The sequence below is a fragment of the Megasphaera paucivorans genome (assembly GCF_900103535.1).
GTDB lineage: Bacteria > Bacillota > Negativicutes > Veillonellales > Megasphaeraceae > Megasphaera_A > Megasphaera_A paucivorans.
Genome location: NZ_FNHQ01000001.1, coordinates 233793 through 251768, shown reverse-complemented (window position 1 = coordinate 251768; position 17976 = coordinate 233793). Strand labels below are relative to the sequence as shown.

Genomic DNA, 17976 nt, shown 5'->3' with positions numbered 1-17976 from the left:
TGTCCTTATCGACGGACCTTTCACTCCGACCAGGGTTGGGCCTATCAAATGGGAGAATATGTTAGCCGCTTAAAAGAAGAACGGATTTATCAGAGCATGTCCCGAAAGGGAACCTGCCTTGACAATAGCGTGATGGAAAATTTCTTTGGACTATTAAAGCAGGAACTATATTATGGCCGTACATATCACAGCTTCGAAGAGTTACAAAAAGCAATTCAGACATACATTATCTATTATAACAACCGTAGAATCAAGGCAAAGCTTGGCTGGCTAAGTCCGGTAAACTATCGGTTGCGTCATGTCGCAGCATAATAAAAACCGTAGCAGCAATAAATGCTACTACGGTTAGGTCTAACTTTATGGGGTCACTACAGCATTCCGTACCGTAGTTTATTATATACAGCTATTATTTTTTATGATACAATACATATAAATGAATAATTATATAAAAAAGATAAATAAAAAATCAATAGAATAACAACAAGTATCGATACAGCAGAAAATTACTCTTATAAAGAACAAAAAAAACGTGTATTACTATGTATCCGTGACATAACGGCTGAACGATTATCATACATATTCAGTAAAACAGTACAGGTGGCAAGGTATTGCCATCAATTATATAAAACTACTATATTTTATGAAAAGAGGGATTATGATGAAGTTAAAAAAGGCAGGCATACTATTGGCAGTTGGTTTAACAATATTGGGCACATCTATGGTATCCGTATACGCAGCAACCATTACTCCGGCGGGCAGTGCTTCCACGGCACAAGCTTTTCTATACGATCAATATCCTCTTATAGGTGTGGGCGATGCAAGTGAATATTATTTGGATCCCTCCAGCTGTTATGTTTCTAATGCAGATAGCAGTGTATCGGCCTTGGGCTGTACTATATACAGTGCGGCTAAGGGAAACGATGGGAATGTCCCAATGGATGACTTAGAGAAATATACTGTTTTATTTACAACCTATACCAGTGTTTACGATCGTGTTGTCAATGTGAATAGCGTGATAAATAGTAAAGGACAAAATGTTACGAAGGATATGGTGACAAACAATGCAGCATTCTTTGATTCACTGTTTTGGAAAGTTGTTGCGATCACAGGACCGACAGATGTGTGGAAAACTAATAATGCAGGTTCTGGCGAGGCAGTGACAGCAGAGTAAATTCATTGTGCCGGGTAACTCCACCTTTTGGTGGAGTTATTTTTATTACCGGGAGTACCCGACTATGATGACATAATTTAAGAAATATATGGTTTCAAATACGTGGCACTTAGCGATATCGTATGGTTTAAAAAATGAAAGACAGGATATATAGCATATAGTTCTGTATATCCTGTCTCAAAGTAGCTGTTCATTGCTTGATTAAAGTAGGTGAAACAACTGCATAGCAAGCAATTTGGAAGTTTTTGCTGCAATGAACAGCTACTTGACTATAGTATAGTACAAAATATTCAAAAGAGAAGTAAATATATCATAAAGATTTATGGCGGGTATATTCTTGACAGGAAAATATAAACGCTATATTATGAATTATAAATAAAAATCTGTTTATTTATTTAAATAAGTAAAGTGTAAGTGGCTTTTTGAAAAAATATATAGAGTGGAGGCATGATTTTGGAAAAAATATGTTTTAGCAACGTAAATGTGATAGACGTCAAAAATGCATGTATTTTAGAACAGTATAATGTAGTCATAGCGGCAGGCAAAATAGTCTCTGTTACAGCACAAAATGAGAAGGACACAGGGGATATGTCTGTCAAAATCATTGACGGCACCGGTAAATATTTATGTCCGGGAGTAATGGATATGCATGTGCATCTGGTTTGGGAGGGGACGTTGGCAGATCCGCTTACTGCCAATCGTATGGAGGGCCCATATATTGCGATGATCCGTGCATTGCATAATGCACAGGATAGTCTGCGTAAAGGGGTTACGGTAGTTCGCGATGTCGGGTGCAATGGAGATGTAACCATCTTTTTGGCGGATGCCATGCGCAAGGGGTTGACTTGGGGCTGCGATATCATACCGTGCGGCAGTGCTATTACCGGTAGCTGCGGTCATGTACCGTCTCTTTCACGGATCGCCGATACGGATGATGAGTTGGTAAAAGCAGTCCGTACGCTCAAAAGTCTTGAAAATCATGCCGCTATAAAATGTCAATGGATAAAGGTAATGGCAACAGGGGGCGCGGCAGGGCCGGAAGATGTCGGTCCTTCCATGTATAGCTATCAAAATCTATGCACGGTTGCAGAGGAAGCCCATCGCCTCCACATGAAAGTAAGTGCCCATGCCCTGTCGCGTGAAGGCATTTGTGCGTGCATCGACGCAGGAATTGATACCATTGAACATGGAGCGGATATTCCGGAAGAAAAGATGGATGTCATGCGTGAACAAGGACAAACTCTTATTCCCACGCTGTGGATTTATAAAGTACTAGCAGAAAGCAAGGGAATCGTAGATGATTATATGAATCAAAAAGCGAAAAAGGTAGTGGAACAGCAAAAAATCACATTTAGGAATGCCATGGATAAAGGCGTGCGCATTGCATTGGGAACGGATGCCGGGTCTCCTAATTTTGGACCTCATCCCAGTGTTTATGGTGAAATGTATGTCATGAATGAATATGGCATGAGTCGTCAGGAAGTAGTAAAAGCAGCCACGATCACATCTGCTGAGGTATTGGGAATTGCTGATGCAAAAGGATCTATAGAAGTGGGAAAAGATGGCGATGTCCTGTTGCTGACGGAAAATCCTTTTGATACTCTTCACGCCTTTGAAACTGCGTTAGAATCAGTATATCAACGAGGTAAACGGATACCTGCTTTTGATTTTCAGTAAACTATAAAATAAGTCGGGGGGCGCAACATGAATGTATCGATAAGAGGGGAAGTCAGTATCGAAGAAAAAGTCGAGGCTGTACAAGCTCCGGAATCTATATTTAAGGCAGTTTTAGCCGGTTCTATAGGAAATGCGCTGGAATGGTTCGATTATGGGATTTATGGATACTTTGCATCTATTATTTCTTCGCAGTTTTTTGCTTCAAAAGAACCGATTACGGCACTTATGCTATCATTTATCGTCTTTGGTGTTGGATTTGTCATGCGCCCGGTCGGCGGCCTTGTTTTTGGTCACTATGCCGATCGCGTCGGCCGTCGGGCCGCCTTGACATGGACCATTGTATTAATGGGAATCAGTACGTTTTTTGTGGGTTGTATTCCCAGTTATTTAACGATTGGGATTTGGGCCCCGATTTTCTTGACCTTATGCCGACTGCTACAGGGAATTTCTACGGGAGGCGAATGGGGAAGCTGTATGTCCTTCTTGGCAGAATACGCAACTCCCTACAATCGCGGATATATAGTAAGTTGGTCAGAATTCAGCATTGCTGTTGGTTTATTGATGGGGTCGGCATTAGGAACGGGACTAAGTTTTGCATTAACTCCGGATCAGTTAATGACATGGGGCTGGCGTATTGCCTTCTGGAGCGGTATTTTTATTGCTGCGTTTGGACTGTATACTAGAAAGCATGTAGATGAAACGCCGGAATTCAGGAATGCGGTTCAGATGAATACACTGCAAGAAACACCCTTGGTAGAAGTACTTCGTAACTATAAGAAGGAAACATTCTTAAGTTTTGGGTTAGTTATTGGCTGGACGATTTCCTATTGGCTTGTGATGGCGTATATGCCTACTTATATTTCTAAAATATTGCAATTTCCCCTGACTCTTGGGTTTTCATTGAACACTCTGTTGATTATTATTTTTATGATAGCGATTCCGTTTACCGGGAAATTAGCAGATAAAATAGGCAGGAAACCTGTTATCATGTATTCAGCGTTGGGCTTTGTCCTATTAAGCTATCCTTTGTTTTATGCACTAAGCACGACAAAAAATTCGATTGTTTTGATGGCCGTATTGTTTGTCTTTGCCGTGTTGGAAGCATTGTTATGCGGTGGAGCCACGGTCTACATGACAGAAATTTTTCCGACAAACGTGCGTTGCAGTGCGATTGCTATCGGGTATAATATTGCCGTTGCTTGCTTTGGAGGAACCGCACCGTTTATTTCTACATGGCTGGTATCCGCAACGGGGAGTACCCTGTCGCCCACGTATTATTTGATTGCCGGGACTGCGGTGACTTTTTTGGTCATGGTCTTTTTGGGGAAGGAAACCTATAGAAAACCATTAAAGAAGTAGTAGAACAGCATATGTCTGCAGCACTGGAACGAGGATAGTTATATAGTGTGTTTTTTGCTATATCAAATACATGAAAACTGCAGTATATATTTCTATCATACAAATACGGGTAAGACCACCATAAATTGCGGTCTTACCCGTATTTGCAAATAAACTGTCCTGTACCTTGCAGCGGCAGCCGCTGCATAAAATAATACGGTATCCGTAAAAAAAAATAGTAAATACAGCCAATATTTAAAATAATATAGTATTAATTTATATTATAATAAAAATATATAATACTATGAAATATCTGAATTTAGCAATGACGGGAGGAGATTTTGATGAAAGTACTTATGATTAATGGCAGTCCGCATGAACATGGTTGTACGTATATCGGATTACAGGAAGTAGAAAAAACATTGCAAAAGCATGATATTGAAACCGAAATTTTTTGGTTGGGAAATAAACCCGTATACACATGTATTGCCTGCGGTAAGTGTGCAAAAACAGGAACCTGTGTTTTTACAGATGATGTGGCCAATCAAGTAGTCGATAAAATTAATGCAGGAATGGATGGATTAGTCATTGGGTCGCCGGTTCACTTTGCTTCAGCTACTGGAATAGTAACGGCAGTCATGGACCGTGTATTCTGCTGTGTGAAAAAGACAGTGCAAAAGAAAGTGGGTGCCGCTGTCGTATCCTGCCGCCGCGGCGGTGCAGCAACTACGTTTGATCAATTAAATAAATATTTTTCCATTACCAATATGCCAATTGTGCCTTCTTTGTATTGGAATCAAATTCATGGGAATACACCCGAAGAAGCAAAACAGGATTTGGAAGGAATGCAGACGATGCGAATCTTGGGTGAAAATATGGCATGGCTTATGACGTGTCTGGCTATCTGCGGCAAAGCAGGTGTTCCGGAACCGCAATATGAAGATAAAATTATGACTAATTTTATACGATAACGGTGACCTCGTATCTAGAAAACACTGGCAGCTCTCAGTAAGAAAGAGGTATGTGCATCCTAACCAAAAAACATTTGTTCGACAGCAGACTGCACAATTGAAAAAAATCATTATTATATGCTACAATGATTTTAGCTGAAGCAGAAAGAAGGGAATCCGATGTCAACAATCCTGTTATTGTATACGGCCAATACGTCCTTGGTGAATGGCGGCGGGACAGAACATGTTTTTGTCAATATGGCCAACGAGTTTGTAAAAAGAGGCTATATCGTATATGCCGTGGTTAATGATATGGATGTTTCATCATTTTTTCTTTCTTTCGATTCCCGCGTACACCTTATAAAACTCCGGGTGCGGAATGCGGCACTTCCGCTTGCGATAAAATTTAAGCGGGAAATAAATCGCATAATTCCTTACTGTGATAGTCCAAAGGAAAAATATATCACGTCGTTAGCTGTCAATATAATAAAGCCGCTGCTGGCGGGTCAAAATATTACGGGAATCATATGTTATGAACATGAAGATGTTTTGGTGGCCAATACATTGAACCTGCCGCATGTTCCGGTGATTGCTATGATCCATAATGCAATTGAACCCAAGTTGGGAAATATGAATGCGTGGGCATTGAAAGAAGAAAATAAAGTAACAGTCCATCAAGTATTAATGCCGGATTTTGTGGAAAAAGCGAAGCAATATGTTACAACCCGTATTGTATATATTCCGAATACGATTAATCGGGTAGAAGAATCTCAGTGGAAAAAAATAAATGATACGGCAAAGACTCATTGTATTGTTACGGTTGGCAGATTGGATCCGGTGCAAAAGCAGACGCATATATTAATTGAAGCATTTCATATATTAGCGGATACCTATCCTGACTGGAATGTATATATATATGGAAAAGAAGCCGAAAATCACACGGAATATACAAGAAACTTGCAGCAGTTGATTGAAAAGTATCAATTGCAGGAACGTGTTTTTTTATGCGGACTGGAAAAGGATGTAATGGCTAAATTGCAGAAGGCGGATATTTTTGCATTTCCGTCGGCATATGAAGGATTTGGTTTAGCATTGGCCGAAGCCTTATCGATTGGCTTACCGGCGGTAGGCTATGCATCCGCGGATGGAGTGAACAAGTTGCTGGACAACGGAAAAAACGGCATCTTATGCGAAAACGGAGTCCTGCCGTTTGCCAAGGGATTGGAAACGGTAATGGAATCTCCGGCGTTACGAGAAAAAATGGGGGAAGAAGCCCGGAAATCTGTAAAAAAATATAGCCCCGATATCGTTTGGAATCAATGGGATCAGTTACTGCGGCAATTGCAGGAGCATACTTTGTAAAAGCGTTCGCTGCTGTCCTATGAGAGAACAAAGTCTATACCATAGTCAAACAGGAACATTCATTTGGAATGTTCCTGTTTTTGATGTAGGTGTCTATCCGTAAAACAGTCTGGCTAATGAGAATATTGACTTTATCCCCAACCATGAGGAAGGCGTTTTTCTAAACGGATTGTTTTACGCTGTTCATATACATAGCAAGTGCAACTATCCGTTCGGCACATAAATCCATAACGCGTCCTTTTTTACGAAGTATCATACAATCACAAAGTGGTTCGGAAATAGTTGTGCAGGTGGAATATGTTTCTCCTGTATCCCCTTATGAACCGGATACATCGGCATACTGTTTTATTTTTTTAGCATAGGTAGTTTGTTGATAAAGGCAGCGATTGAAGTAATCATCTGCGGAACAACAGGTAAGTGGGGATTGCTGTAAGTGGCAATCTGATCGTCCCTATCCATTGCAACAAACTTTAGCACGTGGTTCATGCCGTCGATCATCACGAGTGTGGCCTTGGGAGCTGCCAGCTTTAATATACGTCCATTTTCAGGAGCGACTTGAATATCGTGTGTTCCCTGTACCAAAAGAACGGGGATATTTAATTTAGAAATTTCTATTGCAGGATCATATCGGAATTCAGAAATCAGGTAGGGTTGCACACTGGGACGGAATAAGATGGCAAACGAAGCATCCGGAATCGGTACAGAGTGGCCTTTTTCCAATTCGGAAATGATGAATTTACTCTGGCGGAAGTATTCTTGTGAGGTATTCTGCTGCAGTTGTTCTAATAAAATGGTTTGCAGCGATTTCCCGGGACCGGCAACAGAAATAAATGCATCTGCAGCACTTTGCCGGGCGGCAGCTGCACCAATCAGGCTGCCTTCACTGTGTCCCAGTACGATAACGGAATAAAACCTTGGGTCTTTTTTTAGATATCGTATCCATTGGGACGCATCCTGGATATACGTCTCTATTGTCAAATCTGATTCCTTTAGGACGGGAAAACGGCTTTCTCCAATGCCCCTTTTGTCATAACGAAGAGAGGCGATGCCCTTTTCAGCGAGTCCTTCTGCTAGCAGTTTCAATGAGTTGTTTTCTCCGGACAGGCTGTTGTTTCCATTTCTATCCGTTGGTCCAGAACCGGCGATCAGCAGTACGACAGGATACTGTTTTTGAGACTGCGGCAATACTAGGGATCCTTTTAATATTCCCTGGGGTTGAGTCAGTTGGACTTCTTCTGTCCGGATTCCGGCAGCAAGGCCGGTGAGGGGGACTGCAATAAGCAGACAGAGCAGCAATGCCCTAAAAAACAGTTTCCCCATACGCGTTGCATGCTTCATGACGTATTCACTCCTTTGAGATGATTATATCACAGAATGGAAAAATTATATGGCGGGCCGTGTGACTTTCCCGTAGTTATAAAATAGAATTATCTGCATCATACGCAGATAATTTCAAAAATAAAGAGATATATTTTCTTTTGAATTATATAGTGCTATAGTATAGGTAAAGTATACAGATATACGTATTAGCATCGAAAAGGAGTGATATATATGCTGACTATTTTAGTAATAACCGCGATAGTTGTATTGCTTTTGTTGCCGATGAATAGAGTTTCGGCGAACGAAAGAGAAAAGAAAGTGCTGATGGTGGTCACCCATCATGATCATTTTGATAATGGAAGAAAAACGGGCCTATGGCTGGAGGAATTTGCGGTTCCGTATACTCTTTTTGTCGAAGCAGGTTTTACCGTAACGACTGCCAGTCTACAGGGGGGCAGTTGTCCTATTGATCCCGGCAGTGTAGATAAAAGAATTGGCGCAGAATGGAAACAAGCGGCGGATATTCTGCAGCAGACGGAAATACTATCACAAATCAACTACCAGGAGTATGATGCCTTGATGATACCCGGTGGTCATGGTCCCCTCTATGATTTGGCCAATAGCAAGGCACTGGATGAAATTATTTCATATTTTGACGCGCAAAATAAAATAATTGCCGCAGTCTGCCATGGAACAGGAACGCTGCTGCAAGCAGTACGAAAAGATGGTATGCCGGTAGTAACGGATAAGAAGATAACCGGCTTTACCAATGCGGAAGAAATACTGGTTCAGGCAGAACAGTTGGTTCCTTTTTCTCTGGAAGACAGAGCGAACACTAAGGGAGCAAGGTTTGTGGCCGGAACTCCTTGGAGTGATCATATAGAAATAGACGGAAATCTGATTACAGGACAAAATCCACAATCCAGCAAACAGTTAGGCGAAGCGGTTGTGAACGCTGTTCTTCATGTGGATTGAAGGTAGGCTGCGATATTTGCTTATAAAAAAGAAGACAAAGCAGAAGGGTAGTGGGCTTTGTCCTCTTAAACAGGGTTCCTAGAAATGTGATGGGCATTTTTATTAGGAGATGTTTCTATTGAAACACATAAGAAACCTGTTTATTCTATTATAAGGAAAATAAGAAATAAAACAAGCATTTATTAAAAATAAATGAATAAAATCGGTAATATTAATTAAAATATATGGATAATTGTTAAATTACATAGGAATACTGTCTGCTATTTAATACATAACAAGCAAACGAAAAAAGACCGAATACGCGGTTGCTGCTCCACGTATTCGATCCCAAAGTAGATTTTCATTGACTATGTAAATCATGCATGCATTGCGATGCATAAAAACAACTGGCAAATTTTGTATAACGTGCCATTTGAAAAGTGTGCGATAGTAATGAAAATCTACTTATCCATAGTATAATACAACGTATTTTTAAAAAATAGTAAATATATAATAACATTTTGATTGGTATGAATACGGCAGGAGAAAATCGTACTAAAAGAGTTCTCCGCTTTTTGGGCGGAGAACTTTTTTGGTACATATTATCGTTAGCAGCCTCTCCTTTTTAATGAATTCATGTTAGGTATTGTGTCCTACGACGGCACCTATAATAGCACCTGCAACGAAAGCAGTGACAGCATTGTTGCTGCTGTTGTCATGATAATAATGATGATGATGAATTGGAGGAGGCCCCGGATGATGCCAGGGACCGGCAGCACTTACTAACGTGGTTCCTAACATGCTGGCCGTAAGCATGCCGGTTAATAATGTTACTTTTAGTTTTTTTGAGATAGATAACATGATGCTCACTTCCTTTATGCATAATTTGTTTGATAGGTGTAGTATACTCGGCGTTTTTTGGAGAAGCAAGGGAATACACAGAACCGATACCATTGTGTTAAAAGACCGTAATAAAGTAAACTGTATTGTTATAAAATTGTAACAATAGGTGAAAAAAAGGAGTAAGATATAAGTACTCAAATTGAGGATTTATAAAAATAAATGAACTAAACTAAATTGTATTGTAACCGCAGGAAACAATACAGGACAGGCGATCCTATACGATCTATTATAGTATCCTACACGTCAAAAAGTACGGCATAGGCTAATCGCCATGTTGCGAAAAAGCAATTTGGTAATATGTCAAGAACATAATTGAATTGTTTTTGATAGAGAAGGGTAACTTGAATAGACCTACGGTTTTTCAAAGAAAAACGTAAGCTAGATAGTTGATATGGATTACCTACTCTTTTCCGGAGAGTAGAGTTGGCTTTTGTCCAGCAGGCCAAAAAGCATACGTATAAATTTACGGGAGGTCAACGCGAGTGCTCTTTTATGTTGATGGTTTCTGGTTTCAACATACTTTTTGGTATAGAATCTTTTGTATGCAGGGCAGTTTCTGATGACGCTGTCAGTAGCTTCGATGATATAGTAGCGCAGGTAACGGTTGCCAGCTTTACTCATCTTTTTATCTTCTGCTTCAAAATCCCCAGACTGGTTATCGTTCCAGACGATGCCACAGTACTTGGCAAGTGCATCCGCGTTTTGAAATGTTTTAATAGAGCCAAGTTCAGCAAGAATGCCAGCGGAGAAAACTTTGCCAATTCCAGGAATGGAATTCAGAACGGTATATTCTACGGGATTTAACCCTTGCACAGTTTGAAGTATGGCTTTATCAATCACTTTCAGCTCTTTTTCAAAGGAACTGATGCAGTTAAAAGAAGATGCAATAGATATGGTTAATGGTTCATACAGACAAGTATCCAGTCTGTATGAATTACGCGCTGCAGCTTGAAGAATCTTGGCTGTTTCTTCTGGATCAGCAATACGACCGCGACTTTTAGAATTGACAAAATCAACCAGTTCTGCCACTGAAGAATTTACAAGATCTTCATTGGTTGTATACTCGGTTAGAATTGCTTGCGCAGTAGCACTATATTTATTTGAAAAAGGATGCTCGTCCTTATTCAAAAGCGCGTATTCACTGAATTTGAGAAAGATATTATTTAACATGTATGTTTTCTCTCTGGCAATACATTCAGTAATGTGCATGCGATGTCTTGTAAGGCGTTGAAGAGCTAAGTACTGCGAACCCCGCCATGGTTTACTAGCGATACGTCCTACACGTGCATAGTCAGCGATCACAAAAGAATCAATACCATCGTTCTTGCCTAAGTCGTTGAAAGATTTTTTATAGTTTTTCACTTCCTTTGGATTGAGGCAGTACACATGTAAGGAAAAAGGAGCAAGCGTATCGCTGGCAGAAAGATAATTGGCGATGTGTACACCATAAAAGCCAGTAGACTCCATACCGATAATGACGTACTTGAACTGATGGTTATTACCTAAGACATTAACAATCATTGTTTCAAGAAATTCCGCCCCTTCCTGAGAATTAGGAGCTGGTTTCATCTTTATGAAATAGTCCTGATTAAAATCAATGGCAGACACAACATTCATTCGGGATGCAATATCAATCCCAACAAACAACGTTGATAGGTAATCAATTTTCTTCACGGGAATCACCCCCTTTTGAAATAAAATGAAGAATGTAATCATGGATTATCCCAGATCACTACGCCACCCTAACCCTCGCGTTATTAGCATTCACTGACAGAAATACCCTGCTGGTGGCTAGATACCAGGAAGCAGCATTTGTGTAATAAGTTTTGGCGTAGTATTAGGGCTGCAAGCTTTTTAGGCAATAACAACATGTTTTGCTGGAGGAAGAAGCAGTGACCATAGCTACAATTCTTATGAACAAAGTATAGCATCTGGGACCATGATTATAAAACAACTTATTAATTATATAGGTATGAAAAGGATGACTAACAATTCTCCCATACCTATATCATAAAAAAATAAGTTTATAGCCTCTTAGTGAGGTCTATAAACTTATAATACGAGGAGGAAGTATTATGATTCAAAAAATGAACCTGAAAGACCAAGTGAATGCAGCAGCCAATCTTTTTTCCTATCATAGAGTGGATACCCTAAACAATCATATGCTGAATGTACTGCAGGCAGAAAATCGGACATTGGATTTTCATGTGCATGATCAGTCCGATGAAATGTTTTATTGTATTGAAGGCGAATTCGATATCGAATTTGACGATGGGGCGACCCATTTAACGGAAGGAGATTTTATTATTATTCCCCACGGAACACGGCATCGTCCTGTTTGTAAAAAATTAGTCAAATGCCTTCTTGTGGAAGTAGAAGGCACATTAAATGAAAATAATACAGGTGGAACATATAAAGCGTAAGAATGGAGACCGCTGATTTTTTGCAGCAGCAGGCGCAATCGGTTAGCGGATATAATGAGAAGGTTATTGCTGAAAAGAATAACAAATACAAGAAATGGTATTTTGTCGTGTGATACGATAGGAAGGAAGAACATCACGAAGGATAGATAATGGAGTGTATGGATAAAGAAGAGACTTTACGCATTATTTTAGCAAAAAAGAAAAAATAATCATAAAAAAGTAATCCCAGAGAGGTAACGATTTGTTTATTGTGAAAAAATTTTTCTTGCAGTAGTTTCTCAGGGGTTTGGGATTGGAAATATGTGGTATAATGATAAGGTAAAAATAAATATAGGCTAGGTAATTATACATATTTCATAGACGTTGTGTGGCTCTTATCATGAGGGGGAATAGTATATGACATCTTATTTAGAGAAGTATTTAAAAATTCGAGTGATCAGCAATAGAGCGCTGCACGAAGGAATTTGTAAAGCACACGATTCTAAAACGAACTATATTATATTATCTGAGCAGGCAAAGAAAAACGCAGGACGCAGAGAATGCAGATATAATCTGACAGATATTAGCGTCATCAGTGTCAGCGATTGTAAGTAACAGGTAAGCACTCAGCAATGGGTGCTTTTTTTGTTGCGTGGAAAAGTGAATGAATATGATTATTGTAGTATAAACGGTTATAATTTTTTTACTTATAGAGATATATTTCATGGTTCTGTTTACCTACACTAATTTCACATCTTGATGTTTGCCGCAGCTATAGTCAACAATCTCGCGATTATTTATCGGTTGTAGTTATATTACTGATTTGTAGAATATTTAAAAACCATTGCAATGATGGATTTTCATTTTCCTTATTCCAAGCAGTTATGACTTCGACTCGTTCTTCATTGTCTATGATAGGGATTGCTCGAATTTTATTACTAAACTGTTGCAGAAGAGGAACGTAATCAGGGACTAATCCGATACCTTGATTAGCGGCGGCCATGAGAAAAATCGTTTCGACATCTTCATTGTAGTAAATTGTTCCAGAAATAGCGGTGTCAAGGGCCAAGTTGTGCAACATCTGCGTTTTTTCATCTAATTCGTTGCCTTGCGTATCTAGGAGAAGGAGATTTTCTTGTCGTAGTTCATGTACCGTTAGATGAGTTTTATTTGCGAGTGAGTTGTTTTTGGAGCAGATTGCTAATAGTGAGGCTCGATGTAAAAGTTTCCATTGTATGTTGCTGTATTTTTCTGTGTGGAATTTTACATTGATAATGATGTCCACCTTGTTGTTGAGGAGAAGATTGTAGAGAGTATCAACAGTTTGGCGAATGAAGTGGAGCGAAATATTTGGATATACTCGGCAAAAGCGGTCTAATGTATCGACAAAGTTAACGTTCACATAGTCCTTGACAATTCCAATGATTAGTGTGCCTGTGATTCCTGTGGAAATGGAGGTACAGCGGGCAATAGCGGTATTTAGGTTACGCAAAATCTCCCGGACGCTTGGAAGAAAAACCTTGCCTGCCGGTGTTAGTTCAACATGTCTTTTGTTGCGATAAAATAGAGTACAATTTATTTCCCTTTCAAGTACTTTAATCTGTTGTGTTATCGCCGTTTGAGAAATATAAAAGCGGCTTGCCGCTTTAGTAAAATTGAGTGTTTCCGCTACGGCAATAAAATATTCTAATTGTCGTATGTTCATATATTGGTTCCTCCTACAGGTTGTTACTACTATTATATGGGATAGTTAGGTGGTATGCAATATAATAAATAAGTTTTAGTTATTACTGATATCGTTTATTATATTGGACGATCAAAATTAAGCAGATTATACTGAGTGTAGTTGATAATATAAATACCTGATCAGGAGGTAACCAATATGACAAACAACCACTTTGAACATCTATTTCAAACCATGCGAGTAAATAATAAAACATATCGCAACCGCATTGTTAGTGCGCCGATGACGTTTGCTCTTTCGGCTATGGATCCGAATATTCGGGAAAAATGTTTTCGCCAGATTGAAGTACGCGCTAAGGGCGGAGCTGCTGCGGTCACCCTGGGGGAAGTAGACGTTAACTTTACTGATGCAAACCGCTTGCCGTTTCCATTTGTTGATTTTACGTCTTTTGAAGGGGAACATTTCCGAGTTTTTCAAGAATATGTTCGCCGCATCCATAAATACAATGCTATCGCTCTGGGGGAACTTTGTCATGCTGGTTCCGAAAAGGTTCCTTTTGTAGGCCAGCCGGAACCTATTGGTCCAATAGATATGATCAACAAAGATGGAGTTCATGTCCATGCTGCAACGAGAGCTGACATGCAACGCATTGCTCATGATTTTGCTGTGGCAGCTACCTTTATGCAAAAAGCTGGGTTTGATGGTCTTACTGTTCATGCGGGTCATGGATTTCTTTTTACTCAATTTCTTTCAGAACGGACCAATATACGTACTGATGAATATGGCGGAACCTTGGAAAACCGTGCTAAATTCCCAATTGAAATTCTCCAATCTATACGTAAGGCCGTCGGATCGAATTTTATTATTGACATTCGTCTGAGTGCTGAAGAAGGTGTGCCTAATGGCATGACTATCGACGAAACAGGACGGTTTGTCCAGATGATTGAAGACCTCGTTGATTCTATCCATGTTTCCGAAGGACTCTATACAGATCCTGTTACAACACATCAGTTCAGCTCTATGTTTGTACCACATGGCTTCAATGCGAAATCTTCAGCAATTATTAAGCAATATACCAAATTGCCGGTTGGAGTTATCGGAGGCATTAATTCTCCTGCGCTGGCAGAAGAAATTATTACTTCCGGTCAGGCGGATTTTGTCATTCTCGGTCGGCAAATGATTTGTGATCCAGACTTCCCCAATAAGGCTGCTGCCAACAGAGAAGATGAAATCCGTCGCTGTGTTCGTTGTTACCATTGTTTTCCAGGTTCTCCAGAAGAAGGGTATATGGATATTCCATATGATGGCCTAACACTGTCCCAAAAAGTTGGTATCTGTGCTCTCAATCCGGCGACGGATCCCGATATCATGTTTGGGACTTTTCCGAAGTCAGATGGTACGCGTAAGGTTTTGATCATTGGCGGGGGACCGGGTGGTATGGAAGCGGCTATTGTATCTTGCGACCGAGGTCATGATGTAACAATCGTTGATGATCATGCAAAACTGGGAGGAACACTGTGTTTTACTGATACAGATATTGACAAAACGGATTTATGCAATGCTAAAAATCGTCTTATCCGTCTTATTAAAAAACGTAATATCCGTGTTTTATTGAATACAAAGGCTAATGCAGATTTTATTCGTAAGGAACAACCGAATGTATTGATTATTGCTATTGGAGCGGCTCCATCTGTTCCTCCCATTAAAGGATTAGATACAGCAAAACAAGCTATGGAGGCATATAACCATTCGGAAACAATTGGTAAAAATATTATTATGCTGGGTGGCGGCCTGGTTGGTTGCGAAGTTGGTCTCCAATTGGCTAAAACAGGACATACAGTTACAATTGTCGAAATGATTGACACGATTGCCAAAGATAGTTATGGTATGTATCGTGAGGCATTGATGAAGGAAATGAATACATACGGTATTAAAATGATGGTCAGTACACGCTGTACCGAAGTAAGTGGCAATTCCGTCCACGTTGTTGACAAAAATAATAGCGAAAGAATATTAATGGCAGATACCGTATACTACGCACTTGGCCTAAAAGCATTACAAACAGAAGAACTGAAAAAGGCAGCTGGCAATATCCCCGTATTTGAAATCGGCAACTGTATCCATGTCGGGCAAGTCGATATTGCTCTCAAGGAAGGCTATATAGCCGCAATGAGCATTCACTAGGAGGAATAATATTATGGTAACATTGACAGAAGAAGAAAAAAAATTGCCATACGTAAAATATTTTTATCGCCCATTGGTACCGGCTCCATTGGGGAAAAAAGTTATTGCCGATGGACGGGCAGCTGATACATTACAACTCTTGCCTATTGAAGAACGCAATCGCTTTATTGCAGGTACGGATACAGAATTTCTGCAGGTTGGCTTCGGCATCGCTGCGAATGGGACCGGATTTGTGGCTAATACTACTATTATGCCCGGTGTTACAGTGAACATGATGAATTGGTGGTTTGGCTGGCACAGTGTGACTAGCGATCTGCGATACAAAATTTGGGACCCAGAAGATCATTATTATGCTCGTGCTGACAATTCAGACTACGTTAAAGATCCGTCAGTACCAAACAATGAAAAAACATGGGGTGTGACTCATGATATTATGGAAGATATCGGTATGGGACCAGAACCACTGAAACTTCATTTTATGAATCCCATTGATTTTGGCTACGATGATTCTTTGATTAGTACAAGAAAATGCGAATCGCTTGTTTGTGCTATCGGCAGCGGTAATTGTCCAGCCGCGATGACGCACAAATTTTACAGTATTCCTGGCGGTATTAGTTTTGAATCCAGATTTTGGATAGGGTATGCTTATAAAAACAACAAGTTTATAAAACTTGTCATGGACGGTGAGTCCATTCCGGAAATTGTTCCTCGCGCCCTTTTTCGTCACAATATTAAGGAGTTTGCCAACCTAGCTTCTATTTTGCCAGAAGTTTATGCTGAAGAAAAAGATAATTGGTAACGTTCTTCTATCTATTTTTCGATAGTATAAGTGACATAGAAATTTGACATATTAGGAGGAATTTAACGATGAATAACAAAATTATGGGTATTACCGCTGGGCGGAAAAATAGTAATAGTGAAATTTTGTTAAAGGAAGCTTTACTGCAATGCCAAAAACAAGGGGCAGAAATTCGTTTAGTTAATCTTCGCGATTATCATATTGAAGATTGTATAGGTTGTACAACGTGTACCAAAGGAATGTCACAAGGGAAAAATGTGGGCTGTGTTCTTGATGCCAAAGATGATAAAAAGAAAATTATGCAAGCAATGCTTGCTGCTGATGGAGTTATATTTTCAGCACCTACATATGATTTAATAGTTTGTGCTACTTTTTTGAGATTTGCTCAACGTAGTTTAAGTTATGAAACATCTTTTTTGGAAACGATAGGGGCAATTCCGCATAAGGATCGTGTTGCAGCGTTAATAGCAGTAGGCGGGTCTACACGTTCATGGATGTCTATGTCATTGGAATCTATGCAGGCTGCTATGTTTACAACGGATATGAAGGTTATTGATATGTATTTGGCTACCCGTATACCTGCACCGGCTCAGTGTTTATTGCATGATGATATGATTGCTAGAGCTGGGTTAGTTGGTTCTCACATCATAAAAGCTGTTCGTACATCGGCGAAATCTCGTACTTGGTTAGGCGACAAAGATATGGGGTGGTGTCCTAATTGTCATTCTAATGCTCTTGTATTGGGGGAACCCCAATGGGATGGACTCCATTTCCCGGTAGAATGCCAGGTATGTGGTGCTGGTGGAACATTAGAACAGATGGAAAATGGAAAATGGAAGTTCGTTATTCAAGATAATGGATTATCACGAGATCGTACCACTGTAAGTGGTCGTGCAAAGCATCTTGAAGAAATAAAATGCACGCAAGGTGGTTTTTTTGCCGATTCTGAAAATATGAAAATTGTGCGGGAAAAATTGAAAAAGTATGCTAATTTGAAAATTAAAGGAATAGAATGATTCGTGTTTATCATACAATGAAATTACCGAATGAGAAATTGGTGTATGCATACATAGTTTGAAGTATGGTTTGTTTGAAAAAGTTGTAAACATAAATAGAGAAAAATGAATGTCTGGCATTTATGTTTAAGAAAATATGATGTCAGGTATTTTTTCTTATCATTAAAAAATCGCTACAAATTCTAATAAATAATTCTAAAACAAACTTTTTTAGTG

16 protein-coding genes are annotated in these 17976 nt (G+C 39.6%); 12 read left to right on the top strand and 4 right to left on the bottom strand.

All coding sequences use genetic code 11. From position 1 onward, the window contains the following. The 6 genes from BLR11_RS01235 to BLR11_RS01210 form a co-directional block, all read left to right on the top strand. Window positions 1-312: IS3 family transposase (locus BLR11_RS01235; protein ID WP_143006384.1), on the top strand; the 312-nt coding region annotated here is incomplete at its 5' end. Between the two features lie 343 nt (window positions 313-655). Continuing rightward, window positions 656-1171, top strand: coding sequence for a hypothetical protein (locus tag BLR11_RS01230; RefSeq protein WP_143006383.1), 516 nt, complete (start codon window positions 656-658; stop codon window positions 1169-1171). 453 nt (window positions 1172-1624) lie between these two features. Beyond that, entirely contained in the window at window positions 1625-2848 is a 1224-nt protein-coding gene (locus BLR11_RS01225; RefSeq protein WP_176762823.1) for a metal-dependent hydrolase family protein, read from the top strand. Between the two features lie 27 nt (window positions 2849-2875). After that, window positions 2876-4207 (top strand): MFS transporter, encoded by a 1332-nt coding sequence (locus BLR11_RS01220; RefSeq protein ID WP_091647458.1) that lies wholly within the window; start codon window positions 2876-2878, stop codon window positions 4205-4207. 323 nt (window positions 4208-4530) lie between these two features. Further along, a complete protein-coding gene (locus tag BLR11_RS01215) occupies window positions 4531-5157 on the top strand; it encodes a flavodoxin family protein (RefSeq protein WP_091647456.1) in 627 nt (208 codons plus the stop codon). A gap of 159 nt (window positions 5158-5316) precedes the next feature. Further along, window positions 5317-6498: a glycosyltransferase gene (locus BLR11_RS01210; RefSeq protein ID WP_091647454.1), complete on the top strand. Its 1182-nt coding sequence runs from the start codon at window positions 5317-5319 to the stop codon at window positions 6496-6498. Window positions 6499-6843: 345 nt separating this feature from the next. Here the strand turns inward: BLR11_RS01210 and BLR11_RS01205 are convergent, their stop codons facing one another. Then, entirely contained in the window at window positions 6844-7836 is a 993-nt protein-coding gene (locus BLR11_RS01205; protein WP_218118683.1) for an alpha/beta hydrolase, read from the bottom strand. Between the two features lie 213 nt (window positions 7837-8049). Here BLR11_RS01205 and BLR11_RS01200 point away from each other — a divergent pair, with 213 nt between their 5' ends. Beyond that, window positions 8050-8793, top strand: coding sequence for a type 1 glutamine amidotransferase domain-containing protein (locus BLR11_RS01200; RefSeq protein ID WP_218118682.1), 744 nt, complete (start codon window positions 8050-8052; stop codon window positions 8791-8793). 618 nt (window positions 8794-9411) lie between these two features. On the opposite strand, the gene BLR11_RS01195 is transcribed toward BLR11_RS01200, so the two are convergent. Together BLR11_RS01195 and BLR11_RS01190 are read right to left on the bottom strand one after the other, a co-directional pair. Then, window positions 9412-9633, bottom strand: coding sequence for a hypothetical protein (locus tag BLR11_RS01195; RefSeq protein WP_091647452.1), 222 nt, complete (start codon window positions 9631-9633; stop codon window positions 9412-9414). Window positions 9634-10071: 438 nt separating this feature from the next. Next, window positions 10072-11349, bottom strand: coding sequence for an IS110 family RNA-guided transposase (locus BLR11_RS01190; protein ID WP_091647451.1), 1278 nt, complete (start codon window positions 11347-11349; stop codon window positions 10072-10074). Between the two features lie 401 nt (window positions 11350-11750). Between BLR11_RS01190 and BLR11_RS01185 the strand changes: the two genes are divergently transcribed. Both BLR11_RS01185 and BLR11_RS01180 read left to right on the top strand, forming a co-directional pair. Continuing rightward, window positions 11751-12098 (top strand): cupin domain-containing protein, encoded by a 348-nt coding sequence (locus tag BLR11_RS01185; RefSeq protein WP_091647450.1) that lies wholly within the window; start codon window positions 11751-11753, stop codon window positions 12096-12098. A gap of 396 nt (window positions 12099-12494) precedes the next feature. Next, entirely contained in the window at window positions 12495-12692 is a 198-nt protein-coding gene (locus BLR11_RS01180) for a hypothetical protein (protein WP_091647448.1), read from the top strand. Window positions 12693-12870: 178 nt separating this feature from the next. Here the strand turns inward: BLR11_RS01180 and BLR11_RS01175 are convergent, their stop codons facing one another. Continuing rightward, window positions 12871-13782 (bottom strand): LysR family transcriptional regulator, encoded by a 912-nt coding sequence (locus BLR11_RS01175; RefSeq protein ID WP_091647446.1) that lies wholly within the window; start codon window positions 13780-13782, stop codon window positions 12871-12873. 177 nt (window positions 13783-13959) lie between these two features. Here BLR11_RS01175 and BLR11_RS01170 point away from each other — a divergent pair, with 177 nt between their 5' ends. From BLR11_RS01170 to BLR11_RS01160, 3 genes are all read left to right on the top strand, one after another. Continuing rightward, entirely contained in the window at window positions 13960-15945 is a 1986-nt protein-coding gene (locus BLR11_RS01170) for an oxidoreductase (protein WP_218118681.1), read from the top strand. A 13-nt stretch (window positions 15946-15958) separates the two neighbouring features. Further along, window positions 15959-16744 (top strand): DAPG hydrolase family protein, encoded by a 786-nt coding sequence (locus BLR11_RS01165; protein WP_091647444.1) that lies wholly within the window; start codon window positions 15959-15961, stop codon window positions 16742-16744. Between the two features lie 68 nt (window positions 16745-16812). Continuing rightward, window positions 16813-17760 carry a flavodoxin family protein gene (locus BLR11_RS01160; protein ID WP_091647442.1) on the top strand — a complete coding sequence of 316 codons (948 nt, stop codon included), beginning with the start codon at window positions 16813-16815 and terminating at the stop codon, window positions 17758-17760. Window positions 17761-17976: the final 216 nt, after the last annotated feature.

Excerpts from the sequence above, each read along its gene's own strand:
- BLR11_RS01230 (WP_143006383.1), top strand. The coding sequence starts at position 656 with ATGATGAAGTTAAAAAAGGCAGGCATACTATTGGCAGTTGGTTTAACA.
- BLR11_RS01220 (WP_091647458.1), top strand. The coding sequence starts at position 2,876 with ATGAATGTATCGATAAGAGGGGAAGTCAGTATCGAAGAAAAAGTCGAG.
- BLR11_RS01215 (WP_091647456.1), top strand. The coding sequence starts at position 4,531 with ATGAAAGTACTTATGATTAATGGCAGTCCGCATGAACATGGTTGTACG.
- BLR11_RS01210 (WP_091647454.1), top strand. The coding sequence starts at position 5,317 with ATGTCAACAATCCTGTTATTGTATACGGCCAATACGTCCTTGGTGAAT.
- BLR11_RS01205 (WP_218118683.1), bottom strand. The coding sequence starts at position 7,836 with ATGAAGCATGCAACGCGTATGGGGAAACTGTTTTTTAGGGCATTGCTG.
- BLR11_RS01200 (WP_218118682.1), top strand. The coding sequence starts at position 8,050 with ATGCTGACTATTTTAGTAATAACCGCGATAGTTGTATTGCTTTTGTTG.
- BLR11_RS01195 (WP_091647452.1), bottom strand. The coding sequence starts at position 9,633 with ATGTTATCTATCTCAAAAAAACTAAAAGTAACATTATTAACCGGCATG.
- BLR11_RS01185 (WP_091647450.1), top strand. The coding sequence starts at position 11,751 with ATGATTCAAAAAATGAACCTGAAAGACCAAGTGAATGCAGCAGCCAAT.
- BLR11_RS01180 (WP_091647448.1), top strand. The coding sequence starts at position 12,495 with ATGACATCTTATTTAGAGAAGTATTTAAAAATTCGAGTGATCAGCAAT.
- BLR11_RS01175 (WP_091647446.1), bottom strand. The coding sequence starts at position 13,782 with ATGAACATACGACAATTAGAATATTTTATTGCCGTAGCGGAAACACTC.
- BLR11_RS01170 (WP_218118681.1), top strand. The coding sequence starts at position 13,960 with ATGACAAACAACCACTTTGAACATCTATTTCAAACCATGCGAGTAAAT.
- BLR11_RS01165 (WP_091647444.1), top strand. The coding sequence starts at position 15,959 with ATGGTAACATTGACAGAAGAAGAAAAAAAATTGCCATACGTAAAATAT.
- BLR11_RS01160 (WP_091647442.1), top strand. The coding sequence starts at position 16,813 with ATGAATAACAAAATTATGGGTATTACCGCTGGGCGGAAAAATAGTAAT.